16 protein-coding genes and 1 tRNA gene are annotated in these 20,379 nt (G+C 63.0%); 13 read left to right on the top strand and 4 right to left on the bottom strand.

What is annotated here, in order from left to right; genetic code table 11:
* The first annotated feature begins 7 nt into the window (after positions 1–7).
* From ACYJSS_RS28505 to ACYJSS_RS28495, 3 genes are read left to right on the top strand one after another with little or no spacing between them, the layout of a single operon-like run.
* On the top strand, positions 8–1,573 hold the full coding sequence (locus tag ACYJSS_RS28505) for a SpoVR family protein (RefSeq protein WP_111262263.1): 1,566 nt from the start codon (positions 8–10) through the stop codon (positions 1,571–1,573).
* A 59-nt stretch (positions 1,574–1,632) separates the two neighbouring features.
* Positions 1,633–2,214 (top strand): DUF4136 domain-containing protein, encoded by a 582-nt coding sequence (locus ACYJSS_RS28500; RefSeq protein ID WP_236206260.1) that lies wholly within the window; start codon positions 1,633–1,635, stop codon positions 2,212–2,214.
* A complete protein-coding gene (locus ACYJSS_RS28495; protein ID WP_236206261.1) occupies positions 2,180–3,412 on the top strand; it encodes a multifunctional CCA addition/repair protein in 1,233 nt (410 codons plus the stop codon). The genes ACYJSS_RS28500 and ACYJSS_RS28495 overlap by 35 nt, the downstream gene beginning before the upstream one ends.
* On the opposite strand, the gene folK is transcribed toward ACYJSS_RS28495, so the two are convergent.
* Together folK and folB are read right to left on the bottom strand one after the other, a co-directional pair.
* Positions 3,385–3,927 (bottom strand): 2-amino-4-hydroxy-6-hydroxymethyldihydropteridine diphosphokinase, encoded by a 543-nt coding sequence (gene folK / locus ACYJSS_RS28490; protein ID WP_236206262.1) that lies wholly within the window; start codon positions 3,925–3,927, stop codon positions 3,385–3,387. The genes ACYJSS_RS28495 and folK overlap by 28 nt on opposite strands.
* On the bottom strand, positions 3,918–4,271 hold the full coding sequence (folB, locus tag ACYJSS_RS28485; RefSeq protein WP_213628177.1) for a dihydroneopterin aldolase: 354 nt from the start codon (positions 4,269–4,271) through the stop codon (positions 3,918–3,920). The genes folK and folB overlap by 10 nt, the downstream gene beginning before the upstream one ends.
* A gap of 52 nt (positions 4,272–4,323) precedes the next feature.
* Between folB and plsY the strand changes: the two genes are divergently transcribed.
* Positions 4,324–4,893 (top strand): glycerol-3-phosphate 1-O-acyltransferase PlsY, encoded by a 570-nt coding sequence (gene plsY, locus ACYJSS_RS28480; RefSeq protein ID WP_111262268.1) that lies wholly within the window; start codon positions 4,324–4,326, stop codon positions 4,891–4,893.
* A 54-nt stretch (positions 4,894–4,947) separates the two neighbouring features.
* Here the strand turns inward: plsY and tsaD are convergent, their stop codons facing one another.
* The gene (tsaD, locus tag ACYJSS_RS28475; RefSeq protein ID WP_173177636.1) at positions 4,948–5,973 is read right to left on the bottom strand and encodes a tRNA (adenosine(37)-N6)-threonylcarbamoyltransferase complex transferase subunit TsaD; all 1,026 of its coding nucleotides are present in this window, start codon (positions 5,971–5,973) and stop codon (positions 4,948–4,950) included.
* Between the two features lie 204 nt (positions 5,974–6,177).
* On the opposite strand from tsaD, the gene rpsU reads away from it, so the two are divergent.
* From rpsU to ACYJSS_RS28430, 9 genes are all read left to right on the top strand, one after another.
* On the top strand, positions 6,178–6,393 hold the full coding sequence (gene rpsU / locus ACYJSS_RS28470) for a 30S ribosomal protein S21 (RefSeq protein WP_003085057.1): 216 nt from the start codon (positions 6,178–6,180) through the stop codon (positions 6,391–6,393).
* 195 nt (positions 6,394–6,588) lie between these two features.
* Positions 6,589–8,565 carry a DNA primase gene (gene dnaG / locus ACYJSS_RS28465; protein WP_236206263.1) on the top strand — a complete coding sequence of 659 codons (1,977 nt, stop codon included), beginning with the start codon at positions 6,589–6,591 and terminating at the stop codon, positions 8,563–8,565.
* A 67-nt stretch (positions 8,566–8,632) separates the two neighbouring features.
* On the top strand, positions 8,633–10,483 hold the full coding sequence (gene rpoD, locus ACYJSS_RS28460; RefSeq protein WP_236206264.1) for an RNA polymerase sigma factor RpoD: 1,851 nt from the start codon (positions 8,633–8,635) through the stop codon (positions 10,481–10,483).
* Positions 10,484–10,585: 102 nt separating this feature from the next.
* On the top strand, positions 10,586–14,320 hold the full coding sequence (locus tag ACYJSS_RS28455; protein WP_236206265.1) for an EAL domain-containing protein: 3,735 nt from the start codon (positions 10,586–10,588) through the stop codon (positions 14,318–14,320).
* 16 nt (positions 14,321–14,336) lie between these two features.
* Positions 14,337–14,413, top strand: a tRNA-Ile gene (locus tag ACYJSS_RS28450).
* 251 nt (positions 14,414–14,664) lie between these two features.
* Positions 14,665–15,423, top strand: a complete 759-nt coding sequence (locus tag ACYJSS_RS28445; protein WP_236206266.1) for a nuclease-related domain-containing protein — start codon at positions 14,665–14,667, stop codon at positions 15,421–15,423.
* A gap of 18 nt (positions 15,424–15,441) precedes the next feature.
* Positions 15,442–17,346, top strand: coding sequence for an ATP-dependent nuclease (locus ACYJSS_RS28440; protein WP_459481052.1), 1,905 nt, complete (start codon positions 15,442–15,444; stop codon positions 17,344–17,346).
* Positions 17,343–19,016, top strand: a complete 1,674-nt coding sequence (locus ACYJSS_RS28435) for a UvrD-helicase domain-containing protein (RefSeq protein WP_236206268.1) — start codon at positions 17,343–17,345, stop codon at positions 19,014–19,016. The genes ACYJSS_RS28440 and ACYJSS_RS28435 overlap by 4 nt, the downstream gene beginning before the upstream one ends.
* Positions 19,017–19,609: 593 nt before the next feature.
* Positions 19,610–20,080, top strand: a complete 471-nt coding sequence (locus ACYJSS_RS28430; protein ID WP_173177614.1) for a BRO-N domain-containing protein — start codon at positions 19,610–19,612, stop codon at positions 20,078–20,080.
* 92 nt (positions 20,081–20,172) lie between these two features.
* Here ACYJSS_RS28430 and ACYJSS_RS28425 read toward each other — a convergent pair whose 3' ends face one another.
* Positions 20,173–20,331, bottom strand: a complete 159-nt coding sequence (locus ACYJSS_RS28425) for a YqaE/Pmp3 family membrane protein (protein ID WP_009615518.1) — start codon at positions 20,329–20,331, stop codon at positions 20,173–20,175.
* Positions 20,332–20,379: the final 48 nt, after the last annotated feature.

Raw genomic sequence — 20,379 nt, 5'->3', positions numbered from 1 at the left:
CCGTGACATGACCGCCACAGAAAAGAAGAGGCAGCCCATCTCCACGGGGTCCGAGTGGACCTTCGACCTGATCCGCACCTACGACCGCGAGATCGGCCGGCTGGCCGAGCGCTATGCGCTTGACACCTACCCCAACCAGATCGAAGTCATCACCGCCGAGCAGATGATGGATGCCTACGCGTCCGTGGGCATGCCGCTGGGCTACCACCACTGGTCCTACGGCAAGCACTTCCTGGCCACGGAGAAAGGCTATTCCCGCGGGCAGATGGGCCTGGCCTACGAGATCGTGATCAACTCCGACCCCTGCATCGCCTACCTGATGGAGGAGAACACCATCACCATGCAGGCGCTGGTGATCGCACACGCCTGCTACGGCCACAACAGCTTCTTCAAGGGCAACTACCTGTTCCGCACCTGGACCGATGCCAGCTCGATCATCGACTACCTGGTGTTCGCCAAGCAGTACATCATGCAGTGCGAGGAACGCCACGGCATCGACGCGGTGGAAGACCTGCTGGACTCCTGCCATGCCTTGATGAACTACGGCGTCGACCGCTACAAGCGCCCCTACCCGATCTCCGCCGAAGAAGAACGGCGCCGCCAGAAGGAGCGCGAGGAGCACCTGCAGAAGCAGATCAACGACCTCTGGCGCACCATCCCCAAGGGCGCCGGCAAGGGCGGCGACAAGGACAACCGGCGCTTCCCGCCCGAACCCCAGGAAAACATCCTCTACTTCATCGAGAAGCACGCGCCACTGCTGGAGCCCTGGCAGCGCGAGATCGTGCGCATCGTGCGCAAGATCGCCCAGTACTTCTACCCTCAACGCCAGACCCAGGTCATGAACGAAGGCTGGGCCACCTTCTGGCACTACACCCTGATGAACGACCTCTACGATGAAGGCCTGGTCACCGAGGGCTTCATGCTCGAGTTCCTCCAGTCCCACACCAGCGTCGTGTTCCAGCCCGGCTTCGACAGCCCCTACTACAGCGGCATAAACCCCTATGCCCTGGGCTTCGCCATGTACCGCGACATCCGCCGCATATGCGAAGAACCCACCGAGGAGGACAAGCGCTGGTTCCCCGATATCGCCGGCGGCGACTGGCTCTCCACCATCAAGTTCGCCATGAAGAGCTTCAAGGACGAGAGCTTCATCCTCCAGTACCTCTCGCCCAAGGTGATCCGCGACTTCAAGCTGTTCAGCATCCTCGACGACGATCAGAAGGACGAGTTGCTGGTACCCGCCATCCATGACGAACCCGGCTACCGGCAGATCCGCGAGACGCTCGCGGCCCAGTACAACCTCGGCAACCGCGAGCCGAACGTGCAGATCTGGAACGTCGACCGCCGTGGCGACCGCTCCCTGACCCTTCGCCACCAACAGCACGATCGCAAGCCGCTCGGCGAATCCACCGAAGAGGTGCTGCGCCACCTGCACCGTCTATGGGGCTTCGACATCCACCTGGAGACCATGAACGGCGAGCAGATCACCGGCACCCACCACGTGCCGCCCAAGGGCGAGCGCAGCGAAGACGGCGAATACCCGCGACTGGACCTGGTCATCCCGCCCATTTGATCGGTTGACCGCATGCCGGGCGACCCCGAGCATGCGGTCATCGTCCATGGAGAGCGTCGATGCGCCTGTTCCTCGTCCTGCTGCTGTGCCTGGTTCTGGCCACCTGCTCCACTCACATCCCCAGCATCCAGGTGCTCAGACCGGCCGACAGCGGCCTGGCCATCCGCCACAGCTTCCAGCTGGTTCCCCCGGAGCAGGCCTTGCAAAGCCCGGCGCCCTATCGCGAGCACTACATCCGCCTCGACCCGTTGCTTCGCCAGGGCCTTGCCGCGCGCGGCTACCACGAAAGCCAGAGCCCCGAGCTGCGCGTCTACTACTGGCTGGCCCTGCAGGACGCGCCTCTGGAGTTCAAGGTCGACCAGGCACCGCCCAACCCGCTCGGCCCCTACCAGGCCATCCACCGCCTGCGTGACGAAACCGGCACCCTGCGCCTGCGCATCACCGACCTCGACGGCCTGGTGCTGTGGGAAGGCGTCGCCAGTACGGGCCTGAGCCCCTCCTGGGACAGCGCCGAGTTGCTGGAAAGCGCCGTGGAGGCACTGACCCGGCAAATCCCCATCGCAGCCAACGAGCGGGCTGCTATCCTCCGCACCCTCGGAGGTGAGCATGCAGATATACAAGGTGGGCGGCGCGGTTCGTGACCGGCTGTTGCAGCGCCCGGTCACGGAAGTGGACTGGGTCGTCGTCGGCGCGACCGCTGAAGAAATGCTCGAGCAGGGCTTCAAGCCCGTGGGCGCGGATTTCCCGGTGTTCCTTCACCCGCAAAGTGGCGAGGAGTACGCACTGGCGCGCACCGAGCGCAAGAGCGGGCGTGGCTATGGCGGTTTCACCTTCTTCGCCAGCCCGGACGTCAGCCTCGAAGAGGACCTGATCCGCCGCGACCTCACCGTCAACGCCATCGCCGAAGACGAGCACGGCGTGCTGGTCGATCCCTATGGCGGCCAGCGCGACCTGGAGCGGCGCATCCTCCGCCACGTTTCCCCCGCCTTCGCCGAGGACCCGTTGCGCGTACTGCGTGTCGCCCGCTTCGCCGCACGCTATGCGCCACTGGGCTTCACGGTGGCCGAAGAAACCCTGGCGCTGATGCGTGAGATCGCCGAGTCCGGCGAGCTGGACGCCCTGACACCCGAACGCAGCTGGAAGGAAATCTCCCGCGCCCTGATGGAGCCCCGCCCGGACGTATTCATCCAGGTGCTGCGCGACTGTGGCGCGCTCAAGGCCTGGATGCCGGAGCTCGACGCCCTGTTCGGCGTCCCCCAGCCCGAGCAGCACCACCCGGAAGTGGATTCCGGCCTGCACGTGCTCGCCGTCCTGCAACAGTGCGCCGAGCATGAGCAACCCCTCGCCGTGCGCTGGGCCTGCCTGCTGCATGACCTGGGCAAGGGCGAGACGCCGGAGGAGGAATGGCCCCGGCACATCGCCCATGAACAGCGTGGCCTGAAGCTGATCCAGCAGGTAAACGAACGCTGCAAGGTTCCCCGGGACTGCCAGGAACTGGCGATGCTGGTGGGCGAGTTCCATACCCACGCCCATCGCGCGCAGGAACTCCGCGCATCGACCCTGGCCGAGCTGCTGGCGCGCTTCGACGTCTACCGCCGTCCCCAGCGCTTCGAGGAATTCATCGCGGCCTGCGAGATGGACGCCCGTGGCCGTCACGGCCTCGAGCAGCGCGAATACCCTCAAGCCGACTACCTGCGGGGCGCCGCCTCGGCCGCACGCGCAGTGGCGGTCCAGCCCCTGCTGGAGAAGGGCTACAAGGGGGCCGAACTGGGCGAGGCGCTCAAGCTCGAGCGCCTGAAAGCGCTGAAGGCCTACAAGGAAGGCGCGGGGAAGGCCTGAAGCAGGTCGTCGGAGGTCAACGGGCGCCCCCGCCACGCGAAGGGCACCGGCCACAGCTGTTGCTGGATCTGCGCCGTCGCCCACAACTCCGCGAAGCTGCGTCCCTCTCCCGGGTGCAGGCGGTCGGGCACCACCAGTGCCAAGGGCCAGAGCACGAATGCATTCTTCAGCACCTCGGCACGGGGCAGCACCAAGCCATCGAAGCTGCCGACCAGATCGCCATAGAGCAGCACATCGATGTCCAGCGGCAGGCCCTTGCGGTCTGGCGCGTAGCGGCCGTTGTCGGCCTCGATGAACTTGAGGCGGCGGTCCAGCTCCATCAGCGGCAGGTCGGTGTCGGCGGCCACCACCAGGTTGTAGAAGGGGCCGCTCTTGATGCCCACCGGCTGGCTTTCGAATACCGGCGAGCACCGGATGTCCTGGAGGAAACCGGCCAGCGCGTCGAGGCCGGCTTCCAGGTGTTCCTCACGCCCGATGTTGCTGCCCAGGCCCAGCAGAACCGGAGTCAGCGGCATCCGCGTTCGATCTCCACGCCAACGCTGCTGGCAGCGGGAACCGCGCCGGGCTTGTGCAGTTTCAGGCGCACCCAGGGAATCTGGAACTCAGCCATCAGCAGGGCCACCAGCCGCTCGGCGAAGGTCTCCACCAACTGGAACTGGGACTCGGCAGCGAACGCCTGGATGCGCTGGGACACCGAGGCGTAGTCCAGCGCATGGGCCAGTTCATCGCCTGCGGCGGCCGGGCGGTTGTCCCAGCCCATCTGCAGGTCCAGGCGCAGGCACTGGCGAATGCTCCGCTCCCAGTCGTACGCACCAATGACGGTATCGACTTCAAGACCCTCGATGAAAACCGTGTCCACGTAAGTTCTGCCCCGTTAGAATCAGGGCTCCCTCGCCCTGGAATGGATACCAATGTTCTGGCTGCTGGCGATCCTCGCCTACCTGCTCGGCTCGCTGTCCTTCGCCATCCTGCTCAGCCGGGTGTTCGGCACCGCCGACCCGCGCGAACTGGGTTCAGGCAACCCGGGCGCCACCAACATGCTGCGCGTGGCGGGCAAGAAGCTCGCAATCCTCACCCTGCTCGGCGACCTGCTCAAAGGCCTCGTGCCCGTGCTGGTCGCCTACCTGATCGGGCTCGGCATCCAGAAACAGGCCTGGATCGGCCTCGCCGCCGTGCTCGGGCATCTCTACCCGCTGTACTTCCGCTTCCGTGGCGGCAAGGGCGTCGCCACTGCCGCCGGCATGCTGCTCGGGCTCTATCCCCCGGCAGCCCTGCTGGCGGTTGCGGCCTGGGCGCTGACGTTCGCCCTCACCCGTACCAGCTCGCTCGCGGCCTTGATCGCGACACCGCTGACCCTGCCGCTGCTGGCCTGGCAGAAGCCAGGCGCATTGCTGCCGATGGCCGTGCTCTGCTGCCTGATCGTCTGGCGACACCGCGGCAATCTACGCGACCTTTTCGCCGGACGCGAACGACATTTCTGAAACTGAAGACAGCCTCAAGCTACACGCCTGAGGCTTCAGGAAACCGCACGGGGTTCAGATGGCCGGCAGGTTTTCCATCGGCCAACGCGCCTGCACGGCGATCGCCGGACCTTCCTGCTGCCCGGCCTTCAGGCGCTGGCAACCGGCGTAGGCGATCATCGCGCCGTTGTCGGTGCAGAAGCGCGGACGCGCATAGAAGACGTTGCCCTGGAGCTCGGCCAGCATCGCCTCCAAAGCCTGGCGCAAGGCCTGGTTGGCGCTGACACCGCCGGCGATCACCAGGCGCTTCAGGCCGGTCTGCTTCAGGGCCCTGCGGCACTTGATGACGAGAGTCTCGACCACCGCCTGCTGGAACGCCAGAGCGATGTCGCAACGGGTTTGCTCACCGTCGTCCCCAGCATCGCGGCACTGCTGCCAGGTGTTGAGGGCGAAGGTCTTCAGGCCGCTGAAACTGAAATCCAGGCCTGGGCGATCGGTCATCGGGCGCGGGAAGGTGAAGCGCCCCGCCACGCCGGACTCCGCCAGGCGGGCGATCTCGGGGCCGCCCGGATAGCCCAGGCCGATCAGCTTGGCGGTCTTGTCGAAGGCCTCGCCGGCGGCGTCATCCACCGACTCACCGAGCAGCGCGTAGCGGCCGATACCATCGACGCGCACCAGCTGCGTGTGGCCACCGGAAACCAGCAAGGCGACGAACGGGAACTCCGGCGGCTGCTCTTCCAGCATGGGCGCCAGCAGATGGCCCTCCATATGGTGCACGCCCAATGCGGGCACGCCCCAGGCGAACGCCAGGGCTTGCGCACAGGAGGCGCCGACCAGCAGAGCGCCGACCAGGCCGGGGCCCGAGGTGTAGGCGATGCCATCGATATCCGTCGGCTTGCAGCCGGCGCCGTCCAGCACCTCCCGCAGCAGCGGCAGCATGCGTTTGACGTGATCGCGGGATGCCAGCTCAGGCACCACACCGCCATAGACGCGGTGCAGGTCGATCTGACTGAACAGCGCATCGGCCAGCAGGCCGCGTTCGCTGTCGTAGAGGGCGACGCCGGTCTCGTCGCAAGAGGTTTCCAGACCCAGCACTAGCATTGGGATCGAGCCTTCGAGGCCTAGCCAATAAAGAAGGCGCGCATCATAATCGCCGCCCTCCGCCCCGGCCAGCGGTTTTCGACTGAAGGCTTTGCATTCCGGGGCGCGAGGCGTTAACATCCGCAACCCTTGAAAACCGACGTTCTCCCGCAACCCTAGCCAGGAGCACGTTCACCCACGGTAATTAGTGAAGGTACGACCTGGATGCCAGCCGTCAAAGTTAAAGAGAACGAACCCTTCGACGTAGCCCTGCGTCGCTTCAAGCGCTCCTGCGAAAAAGCCGGTGTACTGGCTGAAGTACGTAGCCGCGAGTTCTACGAGAAGCCCACTGCCGAGCGCAAGCGCAAAGCTGCTGCTGCAGTCAAGCGTCACGCCAAGAAAGTGCAGCGCGAACAGCGCCGCCGCGAGCGCCTGTACTGAGTTAACAGGCTTCGCCGCACGCTTTCAGCATCGCCCGGCTCCGGCCGGGCGAGTGCATTCAGGCACCGCACGCGACACTCCGCTTCGCCCTGGCGAACGCCGGAGTTTTTTGCATTTGCAGCCCCTGGTAATGCCGCTATCACCCAAGGGTGATGGAGGCCTATGCTTTGACCCTTCCCGAGTCCTGAGCACCCTATGGCCGGCCTGATCCCCCAAGGCTTCATCGACGATCTGCTGAACCGCACCGACATAGTCGAAGTGGTGAGTTCGCGCATCCAGCTGAAGAAGACCGGCAAGAACTACAGCGCCCGCTGCCCCTTCCATAACGAGAAGACGCCTTCCTTCAGCGTCAGCCCGGACAAGCAGTTCTACTACTGCTTCGGCTGCGGCGCCGGCGGCAACGCCCTCGGCTTCGTCATGGACCACGACAACCTGGATTTCCCCCAGGCCGTCGAGGAACTCGCCAAGCGCGCCGGGATGGACGTCCCACGTGAAGAAAGCGGTCGCGGCAACCGCCCGCGCCAACCCACGGACTCCCCCCTCTACGCCCTGCTCAGCGCCGCCTCGGACTACTATCGCCAGGCCCTGAAAAGCCACCCGACGCGCAAGGCGGCAGTGGACTACCTGAAGGGCCGCGGCCTGTCCGGCGAGATCGCCCGCGACTTCGGCCTGGGCTTCGCACCGCCGGGCTGGGACAACCTGCTCAAGCACCTGGCCAGCGACGCCCTGCAGCAGAAGACCATGATCGACGCCGGCCTGCTGATCGAGAACGCCGAGAGCGGCAAGCGCTACGACCGCTTCCGCGACCGGGTCATGTTCCCCATCCGCGACAACCGTGGCCGCATCATCGCCTTCGGCGGCCGGGTACTGGGTGACGACAAGCCCAAGTACCTGAACTCCCCCGAGACACCGGTCTTCCACAAGGGGCAGGAACTCTACGGCCTGTACGAGGCCCGCAAGAACAACCGCAACCTCGACGAAATCATGGTCGTCGAGGGCTACATGGACGTCATCGCCCTCGCCCAGCAAGGCCTGCGCAATGCCGTCGCCACCCTGGGCACCGCCACCAGCGAGGAACATGTCAGGCGCCTGTTCCGCCTCGTGCCCAGCATCCTGTTCTGCTTCGACGGCGACCAGGCCGGCCGCAAGGCTGCCTGGCGAGCACTCGAAGCCACCTTGCCGAGCCTGGAAGACGGGCGCCGCGCGCGCTTCCTGTTCCTTCCCGAAGGCGAGGACCCGGACAGCCTCGTGCGCGCCGAAGGCACCGACGCATTCCGCGCCCGCATAACCCAGCATGCACAGCCCCTTGCCGACTATTTCTTCCAGCAACTGAAGGAAGAAGCCGACCCCAGCTCCCTGGAAGGCAAGGCACACCTCGTGACCCTGGCGGCACCGCTGATCGACAAGGTTCCCGGCGCCAACCTGCGTACACTCATGCGCCAGCGCCTGTCGGAAATCACCGGATTGAACGGTGAGGCGATCGGCCAACTGAGCCACGACGCACCGCCCCCCAGCAGCGAGCCGTCGCACTACCCCGACGACTACCACTACGGTGCCCCCGCCAGCTACGAAAGCTACGGCGAGCCGAGCCAGGAGCACTACTTCGAACCACCCACCCGGCAACAGGGTGACTGGCAGAAGGGTGAGCGCAAGAAAGGCGACTGGAAGAAAGGCGGCAAGCCCTGGGACAAGAAGGGTGGGCGCGACGACTTCAAGCGCCCGCCGCGTACCGAGATCAAGGTCGAGTCACCGACGCTGACCGCCCTGCGCACCCTTCTGCATCACCCGAACCTTGCCCAGAAGGTCGAAAATGCCAGCCATTTCGCGGCAGAAGACGACACGTACGCCCGCCTGATGGTGTCCCTGCTCGAAGCCCTGCAGAAGAACCCCAAGCTGCGCTCGCTGCAGCTCATCGCCCGCTGGCACGGCACCGAACAGGGCCGCCTGCTGCAGGCCCTGGCGGAAAAGGAATGGCTGATTTCGAGCGACAACCTTGAACAACAGTTTTTCGACACTATAACTAGGTTGTCGGCCCGCCAACGTGAGCGCAGCCTCGAACAACTGCTACGCAAAGCAAGGCAGAGCGAACTCAGCGCAGAGGAAAAAGACCAACTGCGCGACCTCCTCAGCCGCAGTCCATCTCCAGCCTCCACCAGCCCAACTGGCGCGTGAGGCACCTGGTCAGGTATAATCCTCGGCTTGTTTTTAGCCCGCCAAGACCTTAAGTGGATAGGGTGTTATGTCCGGAAAAGCGCAACAGCAGTCTCGCCTCAAAGAGTTGATCGCCCGTGGTCGTGAGCAGGGTTACCTGACTTACGCGGAGGTCAATGACCACCTGCCGGAGGATATTTCCGATCCGGAACAGGTGGAAGACATCATCCGCATGATCAACGACATGGGGATCAACGTATTCGAGAGTGCCCCGGATGCGGATGCCCTGTTGTTGGCCGAAGCCGACACCGACGAAGCTGCCGCGGAAGAAGCCGCCGCCGCTCTCGCCGCGGTCGAGACCGACATCGGCCGGACCACCGACCCGGTGCGCATGTACATGCGCGAAATGGGGACCGTGGAGCTGCTGACCCGCGAAGGCGAGATCGAAATCGCCAAGCGCATCGAGGAAGGCATCCGCGAAGTGATGAGCGCAATCGCCCACTTCCCCGGTACCGTCGACAGCATCCTTGCCGAATACCACCGGGTCACCACCGAAGGCGGTCGTCTCTCCGACGTCCTCGCCGGCTACATCGACCCTGACGACGGCAGCCTGCCGGCCGAAGAAGTCGAGCCTGTCGACCTGAAGGACGACAGCGCCGCGAAGGAAAAGGACGAGGACGAAGAAGAGGAAGGCGACGGCGACGACACCGAGGAAGAAGGTGACGGCGGCCCGGACCCGGAAGAAGCGCTGCGTCGCTTCACCGCCGTATCCGACCAGCTCGAGAAAGCCCGCAAGGCCCTCAAGAAGCACGGCCGCAGCAGCAAGCAGGCGATCGACGAGCTGCAAGCTCTGGCCGAACTCTTCATGCCCATCAAACTGGTGCCGAAGCAGTTCGACGCCCTGGTCGACCGCGTCCGCGACGCCCTCGACCGCGTCCGCGCCCAGGAACGCGCCATCATGCAGCTCTGCGTGCGTGATGCCCGCATGCCGCGTGCCGACTTCCTGCGCCTGTTCCCGGGCAACGAAGTCGACCTGACCTGGGTCGAAGGCCTCGCCAAGGGCAAGGCCAAGTACGCCGAAGCCCTCGGCAAGCTGGTGGACGACGTCAAGCGCAACCAGCAGAAGCTGATCGACCTCGAGAAGGAAGTCGACCTCAAGGTCGCCGAGATCAAGGACGTCAACCGCCGCATGTCCATCGGCGAAGCGAAAGCCCGCCGGGCGAAGAAAGAGATGGTCGAGGCCAACCTGCGTCTCGTGATCTCCATCGCCAAGAAGTACACCAACCGCGGCCTGCAGTTCCTCGACCTGATCCAGGAAGGCAACATCGGCCTGATGAAGGCGGTGGACAAGTTCGAATACCGTCGCGGCTACAAGTTCTCGACCTACGCCACCTGGTGGATCCGTCAGGCGATCACCCGCTCGATCGCCGACCAGGCCCGCACCATCCGTATCCCGGTGCACATGATCGAGACCATCAACAAGCTCAACCGCATCTCCCGCCAGATGCTCCAGGAAATGGGCCGCGAGCCCACCCCGGAAGAGCTTGGCGAGCGCATGGAAATGCCCGAGGACAAGATCCGCAAGGTATTGAAGATCGCCAAAGAGCCGATCTCCATGGAAACCCCGATCGGCGACGACGAGGACTCCCACCTGGGCGACTTCATCGAGGACAGCACCATGCAGTCCCCGATCGACGTGGCCACGGTAGAAAGCCTCAAGGAAGCGACCCGCGAAGTACTGGCCGGCCTCACCGCCCGTGAAGCCAAGGTCCTGCGCATGCGCTTCGGCATCGACATGAACACCGACCACACCCTCGAGGAAGTCGGCAAGCAGTTCGATGTGACCCGCGAGCGGATCCGCCAGATCGAAGCCAAGGCGCTGCGCAAGCTGCGCCACCCGTCGCGAAGTGAGCATCTGCGCTCCTTCCTCGACGAGTGATCGAACAAACCCCCGGCCAGTCCGGGGGTTTTTCTTTCTGCTACCAAAGCGCCAGCTGCCACGTCTACACTTCCGCCTATCACTTCGTGGAACGAGACCGTCATGGCGCGTCTGCCTGCCATTCTCCTGCTGTGTCTGGCGTTCTGGGCGGCCCCGTCCGGAGCGTTCACCCTCACGCAGGAAGAACAGGCATGGCTGCAGGACCACCCCGTCCTGCGCATGGGCATCGATGCCTCCTGGCCCCCCTTCGAATTCCGCGACAGCCAGGGCCGCCACCAGGGCCTCGCCGCCGACTACGTCAGGCTGATCCAGGAACGCCTGGGCGTGCGCCTCGAACCGGTGGAGCCCCGCAACTGGGGTGAAGTTCTGGAACAGGCCCGCAATGGCCAGCTCGACCTGCTGCCCGGCGTCATGTCCACCCCCGAACGCCAGCAATACCTCAGCTTCACCCGCCCCTACCTCGACTTCCCCATCGTCATCCTAGCCCGCGACGGCGGCCCGCAGCCCAAATCGCTCGGCGAGCTCTACGGCCTCAAGATCGCCGTGGTCGAGGACTACGCCCCCCACGAACTGCTGCGCAGCGGCAATCCCGACCTCAACCTCCTGCCCCTGCCCAGCGTCGCCGCCAGCCTCCAGGCGCTCGCCACCGGCCAGGCCGACGCCTTCGTCGGCGACCTCGCCTCCAGCGTCTGGAGCCTGCGCCAGCTCAGGCTCGAAGGCCTCTACATCAGCGGCGAGACGCCCTACCGCTACCAGCTCGCCATGGCCACGCCGCGTGGCGACACCCCCCTGGTCGGCATCCTCGACAAGGTCTTCGCCGACATCAGCGCCGCCCAGGTCGAAGCCATCCAGGACCGCTGGGTCGGCGGCGTCATCGACCGTCGCCCGGTCTGGACCACCCTCATAGCCTACGGCCTTCCCGCCCTGCTGCTGATCGGCCTCGCCCTGGTCTTCGTCCTGCGCATCAACCGCCGCCTCAGCGGCGAAATGTCGCGCCGCGCCCTGCTCGAAGACGAACTGCGCACCAGCGAGCAGCACTACCGCGGCCTGGTCGAAAGCCTCAACGCCATCGCCTGGGAAATGCGCCTCGACGAACACCGTTTCACCTACGTCTCCCCCCACGCCGAACGCCTGCTCGGCTACCCCCTGGCGGACTGGCTCGAGCCCGGTTTCTGGCAGCGCACCCTCCACCCCGAAGACGCCCAGCGCGCCGAATACTTCTGCAACGAGGAAGTCGCCGCCGGCCGCGACCACAGCTTTGACTACCGCATGCTCGCCGCCGACGGCCGCGTCCTGTGGATCCGCGACATCGTCACCCTCGACCCCCAGGGCGACAGCCAGATCATCCGCGGCCTGATGATCGACATCACCGAAGCCAAGGACACCGAGCACGCCCTGCGCCTCTCCCAGCAGAAATTCGCCTCCGTGTTCCACAACTGCCCCGACGTCATCGCCCTCGCCCGCCGCCAGGACGGCCGCCTGCTCGACGTCAACCGCACCTTCGAGCAACAGACCGGCGTCAGCGCCGCCCAGGCCATCGGCCGCACCGCCACCGAACTGGGCATCTGGGGCACCCCCGACATGGGTCCCGGCCTCCTCCAGCGCCTGCAGAGCGAAAGCCTGCACAACCTGGAAATGACCTTCCGCCGGCAGAGCGGCGAAAGCTTCACCGGCCTCATCTCCGCTCAACCCATCGACCTCGACGGCGTCCCCGCCCTCATCGTCGTCGTGCGCGACATCACCCTCGTCAAGGAAACCCAGCAGCAACTGAAGATCTCCGAAGAGAAATTCGCCCGCGCCTTCCACGCCTCCCCTGACGGCCTGCTCATCACCCGCCTGGCCGACGGCAGGCTCATCGAAGCCAACGAAGGCTTCACCCGCATCACCGGCTACACTGCCCGCGAAGCCGCCGACCGCTCCACCCTCGAACTCGGCATCTGGGCCAACCCCGAAGACCGCCAGCAAATGGTCCGCGTCATCAGCGACCAGGGCAGCCTGCGCAACTTCACCGCCCCGGTGCGCACCAAGGGCGGCAGCATCCGCCTCTGCGAACTCACCGCCCAGCCCATCCCCATCAATGGCGAAGCCTGCGTCCTCACCATCGCCCGCGACATCACCGAGCGCCAGCACATGCAGGAAAAGCTCCTGCAGGCCGCCACCGTCTTCGAAAGCACCGCCGAAGGCGTGATGATCACCGACACCGAACAACGCATCACCGCCGTCAACCGCGCCTTCACCGAAATCACCGGCTACAGCGAAGCCGAAGCCCTCGGCCAATCACCGCGCCTGCTCGCCTCCGGCCAGCACGACAGCGCCTTCTACGCCGCCATGTGGCACCAGCTCGCCGCCGACGGCCACTGGCAGGGCGAAATCTGGAACCGCCGCAAGAACGGAGAACCCTATCCCGAGTGGCTGACCATCAGCGCCGTGCGCAACCGCGACGACCAGATCACCCACTTCGTCGGCGTCTTCGCCGACATCTCCACCCTCAAGCACGCCCAGGCCCGCCTCGACTACCAGGCCCACCACGACCCCCTCACCGGGCTGCCCAACCGCATCCTCTTCGAAAGCCGCCTGCAGGCCGCCCTGCTCGACGCCACCACCGACGCCCAGCAGGGCGCCGTACTCTTCATCGACCTCGACCGCTTCAAACACATCAACGACAGCCTCGGCCACCCAGTCGGCGACCTCCTGCTCAAAAGCATCGCCGCTCGCCTCAAGGACCAGCTGCGCGACATCGACACCGTCGCCCGCCTCGGCGGCGACGAATTCATCATCCTCCTGCCCGGCCTGCACAACGCCGCCGACGCCGAACACGTCGCCAGCAAAGTGCTCGCCTGCTTCAGCGCCCCCTTCGAAGCCGACGACCACGAATTCTTCACCAGCGCCAGCATCGGCATCAGCCTCTACCCCGAGCACGGCAACGACGTCGCCACCGTCGTCAAGAACGCCGACGCCGCCATGTACCGCGCCAAATCCAAGGGCCGCAACCGCATCGAGTTCTACACCCGCGACCTCACCTTCCAGGCCAACGAACGCATGGCCCTGGAAATCGAACTGCGTCGCGCCCTCGAACGCGGCGAACTCAGCCTCTACTACCAACCCAAGCTGTGCCTGCAGAACCGCCGCCTGATCGGCGCCGAAGCCCTGATCCGCTGGCACCACCCCCTGTTCGGCGAAATCTCCCCCGAGCGCTTCATCCCCCTCGCCGAAGAGAACGGTCTCATCCTCCCCCTGGGCGACTGGGTCCTCGCCGAAGCCTGCCGGCAGATGCGCGAATGGCAGGACCGCCACGCCCCCTTCGGCCCGCTCTCCGTCAACCTCGCCGGCGCCCAGCTGCGCCAGCCGCAACTGGTCGAGCGCATCGACCGCCTGCTGCAGGACACAGGCGTCGTCCCCTGCCACCTGCAACTGGAAATCACCGAAGGCTTCATCATGAGCCAGGCCGAAGAAGCCCTCGCCGTGCTCCACGCCCTCAAGGCGCTCGGCGTACAACTGGCCATCGACGACTTCGGCACCGGCTACTCCTCCCTCAGCTATCTCAAGCGCCTGCCGCTGGACATCATCAAGATCGACAAATCCTTCGTCCGCGGCCTGCCCGACGACCTCGAAGACGCCGCCATCGCGCGCGCCATCATCGCCCTGGGCCGCAGCATGCAACTCACCGTCATCGCCGAAGGCGTCGAAACCCACGCCCAGGAAGCCTTCCTCACCGCCGAAGGCTGCGAACAGATCCAGGGCTACGTCGTCAGCCGCCCCCTGCCCGCCGACGTTTTCGCCCGGCAATTCCTCGATCCGTGTCAACCCGTTGGCGCTCAGGAAAAGGCGCCGGTATAATCCGCCGGCCTTCTGGGGGCCTATAGCTCAGTCGGTTAGAGCAGAGGACTCATAATCCTTTGGTCCACGGTTCGAGTCCGTGTGGGCCCACCACCAAAACCCCATGAAAAAGCCGCGCATTGCGCGGCTTTTTCGTTTCTGCTCGGCTGGCATCGATCACACCCCCCGCGAGCCCGTGAGCCGAATAGCCCCCTCTATTCGGCTCACCACGCCCGCCCGTAATCGAACCCCAGCCAAGCGTCACGGCCCCGCATAAGACCTTTGACTGATATCAACGCAATTCCATAGTGCCAGTAAGGCTTTTTCGCTACTCTCCAGTAACTCAAGGAACATGAGTGTCGGAAATGGATTTCACACCGCTCATTGCACAAGCCTGGTCCACCTTCGCCTGGTTCATCCCGCTGATGATCCTCATCGGCCTGCTCAAGTCCCCCCTGGGCAAGGGCTATATCGGCGAACGCCTCGTCCGGCTCTTCGCCCACTGGCAACTGGACAGGCAGACCTACCAGCGCCTGCACAACGTCACCCTCGCCACCCCCGACGGCACCACCCAGATCGACCACGTCTTCCTCTCCCGCTACGGCATCTTCGTGCTGGAGACCAAGAACATGAGCGGCTGGATATTCGGCAGCGAACAGCAGGCCCAGTGGACGCAGAAATTCCCCAAGCACAGCTACAAATTCCAGAACCCGCTGCGGCAGAACTACAAACACCTCAAAGCGCTGGAAGCCACCCTCGGCATCGCCCCCGAGCACCTGCATTCGGTCATCACCTTCGTCGGCGGCAGTACCTTCAAGACCGCCATGCCCGCGAACGTCACCCAGGGCATCGGCTTCATCCGCTACATCAAGTCATTCCAGCAGCCGGTGTTCAGTGACGCCCAGGTCGCCACCCTGTTCCGCGCCCTGCAAACCGGCCGGCGCGCCCCTACCCTCGCCACCCACCGCGAACATGTGCAGAACCTGCAGCGCCGCAATGACCCGACCGCCGAACGCCAATGCCCCAAGTGCGGCAATGCGCTGGTGATTCGAACGGTGAAGGCGGGGCAGAAGTTTTGGGGGTGTTCGGGGTTTCCGAAGTGCCGAACTATGCAAAGCCTTTGATAGGCAGAGGAGGCTGTATTGAAGCTTCAAACGATTCGTCTATCGAGTTTCCAGTCTTTTGGAATGGAGCCTACCGAGCTCGGGCTGGATGATATTACCTATTTGATTGGCCCAAACGGCTCAGGCAAGACAGCTGCGCTCCAGGCGCTGTGCCGCTTGTTTGCTTTCGATCCATCCTTGCGCCGCATCCTGCGATCAGACTTTCACGTCCCCTTTGATGAGGAGATCGTGCCGGAAGGGCGCCAGCTCTGGATAGAGGCCGATTTCCTCTTTCCGGAGCTGGCGGAAGATGAAGACAACAGCACCGTTGCTCCTCACTTTGGCCACATGCGGCTTGATGAGGCGGATGGAACTCCGCGTGTTCGTTTTCGCCTCAGTGCCACCATGGGTCCGGACGGTGACATAGAAGAGACCTTGGTTTATGTCTTGGACATCAATGCGGATGGTTCGCCGCTCAACACAGCGCAAGTGCCCCGCTCTGAGCGCAACCATATCCATGTCCACTACCTGCCAGCCCGCCGTGACCCAGCTGATCACATTGCGTACGGTGCCAATGCGTTGCTCGGGCGCATGCTGCGCGCGGTGAATTGGGATGCAGAGCGTGATGTCATCAAGGGTCTTACTGACCAAATCAGCGACAGTCTGGCGACCAACTCATCGGTAGATGCATTTAGCGCAAGCTTGAAAGCGGCTTGGGGCGCTTTGCACAAAGGCAGTTTCTTTACCGATCCGAAAATAACCTTCGTGGCCTCAGAGGTCGAAGCCTTGTTGAGGCATATGTCGGTTTCCTTTTCGCCGGGGCACGATGAGCAGTTGGTGGACTTCTCACGTCTGAGTGATGGACAGAAATCCATGCTTTACCTGTCTCTCGTGCTCTCGTCACAGGCCATTGGTCGCGCCGTACTGGCTGAAGAGGACAAATCATTCGATGTCGACAAGTTGCGGCCACCTGTCTTTACGCTGGTTGCAGTCGAAGAGCCGGAGAATAGTCTTTCGCCTCACTACCTCGGGCGCATCGTCAATGCATTGGGTTTGATGACCCGCAACGACGACGCGCAAGCACTAGTTGCCACTCACGCTCCGTCGATGCTGCGGCGCGTAGCCCCCGAACGGATCCGGTACCTGCGTCTGACCGAGAGGCGAACATCGCGCGTTACCCATATCCAGTTACCCGACACCGCGGATAAAGCACACAAGTTTGTGCGTGAGGCTGTGCAAGCTTTTCCGGAAGTCTATTTTTCTCGCCTTGTGGTTCTGGGGGAGGGCGACAGCGAAGAAATCGTGCTACCTCGACTCCTTCAGGCCAAAGGTGCTCCTGTTGATGAGTCTGCAGTCTCGATAGCGCCGCTGGGCGGGCGTCACGTTAATCACTTCTGGCGCCTACTGTCTGCCTTGCAGATTCCCTATCTGACGCTGCTTGATCTTGATGTCGCGCGCCATCAGGCCGGCTGGGGACGAATCAAATACGTTAATGATCAGTTGGCGGCGCACGAACCAGGCAAGACACTGCCTGCAGACCACGGTATTCCCAAGTGGAACGATGCAACTGACAAGGTCCGGACATACGCAAACTACAGATCTCTACTTGAAGCGCGAGATGTGTATTTCTCGTTTCCCATGGATCTCGACTTTGCAATGCTGCTCGCTTACCCGAACACCTACGGTGTAGAGGAAGAGACGCCCGATGATTCAACAATCGTGGCTGTCCTCGGTAAAAGCCACCACGATGCAAGTCAATACAGCGAGTACGAACAGAAGTTGTTCGGCACTTATCACAGCAGGTTCAAGCTTGGCAGCAAACCGGCAGCGCATATTGAAGCGCTCACTAAGCTCAACGATGAAGACCTGCTCGCCAACATGCCCGAATCACTCGGACGCTTGGCCGATGCTGTGATCTCCAAGCTTGCGGAGTTGCCTGAGTGATAACCGCCGATGCATGGCAGCCCGCAGACGGGCTAACTCTTGAACCCAATGCCCTGCGTGCGGCAAAGGAGCAAGTGCACTGCCTGGCGCTAACGGCGGGCCCTGGTGCGGGTAAGACCGAAATGCTTGCGCAGCGGGCAGACTTCTTGCTGCGCACAGGCACTTGCCGCTATCCCAAACGAATTCTGGCTATCTCGTTCAAGGTTGACGCCAGTAGCAACCTGAAAGAGCGGGTGAGGCGCCGCTGTGGCTCTGAGTTGGCCTCGCGGTTTGACAGCTACACCTTTCACGCTTTTGCCAAGCGCATTATCGATCGCTTCCGGCCAGTGCTAACGGGTGAGTACGCGCTGGATGCTGGGTACAAAATTGCTGATCGCAAACCAGGCCCCTCGCGCAGCCTCATCGAATTTGCCGACCTGGTTCCGCTGGCCATCCAGATTCTTCAGAAATCAGAAATGGCACGTAACGCCATCCGCCAGACCTATAGCGATGTCTTTCTGGATGAGTTCCAGGACTGCACCAATCTGCAGTACGAGCTTCTGAAGCTCGCCTTTCAAGGCACCAGCATTCGCTTGACCGCCGTGGGCGATACCAAGCAAAAGATCATGGGCTGGGCGGGTGCCTTAGACGGCATCTTCCAGACCTTTTCAGCCGATTTTGCAGCGACACCGCTCAACATGTACCGCAACTTTCGTTCAAAGCCGCGCCTGCTGCGCCTACAGAATGAAATCATCCGGGTGCTCGACCCAGCGTCCGTCATGCCCGATGAGCAGCTTGTCGGCGATGAGGGTGATGTATTTGCTTGGCGTTTCGAAGACAGCCGCAAGGAAGCTGAGTATCTAGCGGGCTTGATTGATGGCTGGATAAAGACCGAACAGCTATCGCCTGCGGAAATTGCAGTTCTCATCTCCAAGCAGCTTGATCTTTACGCCGACCATCTCATGGCTGCACTGGAGGCGCGCGGCATTCCTTTCCGCAATGAGCAGCAGATGCAGGACATCACGGTCGAGCCCGTCGCCCGCTTGATCGTGGACTATTTATCTTGCCTCTACGGCCAACGCGAGCCAAAAGCCTGGATTCAGCTAATGAATCAGCTGGTTCCTTTCGCGGACGAGGACATTCAGTCGAATGCTCGTAAAGACCTTGATCGACTAATCAAGCAACAACGGAAAGAAGCGGCTATTGCTGACCTGATCGCGGAGCCTTTTTCTGGCTGGTGGGAGTTTGTTCGAGCCTTCTTGAAGCAAATCAGTCTCGAAACCCTCGTGGCGCTGTCGCCGGACTATGAATCCCATGAACGGCTCAAAGAGGTCGTCCGAAGCACCAAGGCGCGCATCGAAGAGTTGCTTGAGCTGGAGCCCGATTTGCCTAAAGCCCTTAAGCGGTTTTCAGATGACCAGGCGGTACGCATCCTGACCATCCATAAAAGCAAAGGTTTGGAGTTCGATACAGTCATCATCATGGCCGTTGAAAACGAAATCTTCTTTGGTAATCAGGCTGAAAACCGTTGCGCTTATTTTGTTGGGGTCTCACGCGCCAAGAGGCGATTGATTCTTACCCATGCAGAACACCGTGAGCGACCCGCTGACGCAAAGCGTTGGGACACTCATCGCTCAGCCCAGAAAGAATATTTTGACTACGCCCTGCCGTTTGTGAGGCTACAGCAATGACGGCTGAAGCCTGACCGGTAAAAGATAAGGACACTAACGGTACCGCGCATAGCCTTTATAGATTTCGCAAAATTACGCTCAAGCCCAGTAACGGCGCTGCTTTCAGCTAACTGTACCTGCGCTAAGCTACGCCCGACTTCACTGGGCTTGCAGCGTTTCTAGGCAACTCATAATCCTTTGGTCCAAAGTTCAAGTCCTTCTGGGCCCACCACCAATCCCATGAAAAAGCCGCGCATTGCACGGCTTTTTCACTCCTGCGAAGCAGGCCTAATCACCGCATCACCTCTCTCCGAAGTTTCCTACCCACCCTCGCCATTGCCGTCCTACAAAGGCGCTCTGTAGCGTCTCCCACCGTCATGCCTCGGCATGGCCGGGAGTGGAATCCCGAATTCATGAACTTCGCTACACCGCCATAAGCAGGCTCATCGAGAGAAAGCAGTTTTCGGAGAACCTGGCCATCTATGGCGGACCGTGCGAGGGGGCTAACGCCTGCCGGTATTGGTTCATGACCGGTATTCCACACCTCGTACGGTCCGCCACCCTCACGCAACCAGGATCAGGTGGCGGCTCCCCTGCAAGGAAGGAGTCTCATCATGTCCCACGACTATTTCGTTCCCAGCGTTTTTCACCGCCATCACCGCGCATTGCGCGCGCTGCTCATCGATGACCAGGCCTGGGTCGTCGCCGGCGACCTCGGCCCGCTCACCAACCGCCATATCGACGACAAGCTGACCCGCAAGCTGGACCCGGACCAGTGGCGCAACGAGCGCGTGGAGAACCACCAGGGCGCGGTGGAAACCCTGTTGCTGATCAGCGAGAGCGCCGTCTGCGAGCTGCTCAAGGTCAATTTCTACCACCCCGAGCACCGTGGCCTGCGCCAGTGGATCACCGGCGAGGTGATCCCCGCGCTGCGCTCCCAGGCCACGCCGCACCTGCCCCGCCAGCGCCGGGTGACTTGGCAGGGCAGGGAGTTCAGCGTCATGGAGTGGCAGGGCCGCCAATGGGTGCGGGTGAAGGATGTGGCGGAGCTGTTCGAAGGCGGCGAACGGGCCACGCTGCAATAGAACGGATTCGGGGACGCATGGCGTCCCCGTTCCATTGAGCCGTCCGCCGAGAAGCGCAGCAGCGGCAACGCAGCTAGTTTTTCAGCAGCCTGCTAGCGTTTGGCGATGATATACACCGCATGCACGATGCCGGGGATGTAGCCCAGCAGGGTGAGGAGGATGTTCAGCCAGAAGGCGCCGCCGAAACCCACCTGCAGGAACACGCCCAGCGGCGGCAGGATGATGGCGATGAGGATGCGGATCAGGTCCATGCAAAAGCTCCTTGTAGGGAAATTCGTCTACCTCCTGATCGACTGCCA

It is taken from the genome of Pseudomonas sp. No.21, from assembly GCF_054558415.1.
Note: the sequence above shows the minus strand (reverse complement) of the source record. Positions and strands in the feature narration are given on the sequence as shown.

Coding starts and splice junctions, on each gene's coding strand:
- ACYJSS_RS28505 (WP_111262263.1), top strand. CDS start 8: ATGACCGCCACAGAAAAGAAGAGGCAGCCCATCTCCACGGGGTCCGAG.
- ACYJSS_RS28500 (WP_236206260.1), top strand. CDS start 1,633: ATGCGCCTGTTCCTCGTCCTGCTGCTGTGCCTGGTTCTGGCCACCTGC.
- ACYJSS_RS28495 (WP_236206261.1), top strand. CDS start 2,180: ATGCAGATATACAAGGTGGGCGGCGCGGTTCGTGACCGGCTGTTGCAG.
- folK (WP_236206262.1), bottom strand. CDS start 3,927: ATGCCGCTGACTCCGGTTCTGCTGGGCCTGGGCAGCAACATCGGGCGT.
- plsY (WP_111262268.1), top strand. CDS start 4,324: ATGTTCTGGCTGCTGGCGATCCTCGCCTACCTGCTCGGCTCGCTGTCC.
- tsaD (WP_173177636.1), bottom strand. CDS start 5,973: ATGCTAGTGCTGGGTCTGGAAACCTCTTGCGACGAGACCGGCGTCGCC.
- rpsU (WP_003085057.1), top strand. CDS start 6,178: ATGCCAGCCGTCAAAGTTAAAGAGAACGAACCCTTCGACGTAGCCCTG.
- dnaG (WP_236206263.1), top strand. CDS start 6,589: ATGGCCGGCCTGATCCCCCAAGGCTTCATCGACGATCTGCTGAACCGC.
- rpoD (WP_236206264.1), top strand. CDS start 8,633: ATGTCCGGAAAAGCGCAACAGCAGTCTCGCCTCAAAGAGTTGATCGCC.
- ACYJSS_RS28455 (WP_236206265.1), top strand. CDS start 10,586: ATGGCGCGTCTGCCTGCCATTCTCCTGCTGTGTCTGGCGTTCTGGGCG.
- ACYJSS_RS28445 (WP_236206266.1), top strand. CDS start 14,665: ATGGATTTCACACCGCTCATTGCACAAGCCTGGTCCACCTTCGCCTGG.
- ACYJSS_RS28430 (WP_173177614.1), top strand. CDS start 19,610: ATGTCCCACGACTATTTCGTTCCCAGCGTTTTTCACCGCCATCACCGC.
- ACYJSS_RS28425 (WP_009615518.1), bottom strand. CDS start 20,331: ATGGACCTGATCCGCATCCTCATCGCCATCATCCTGCCGCCGCTGGGC.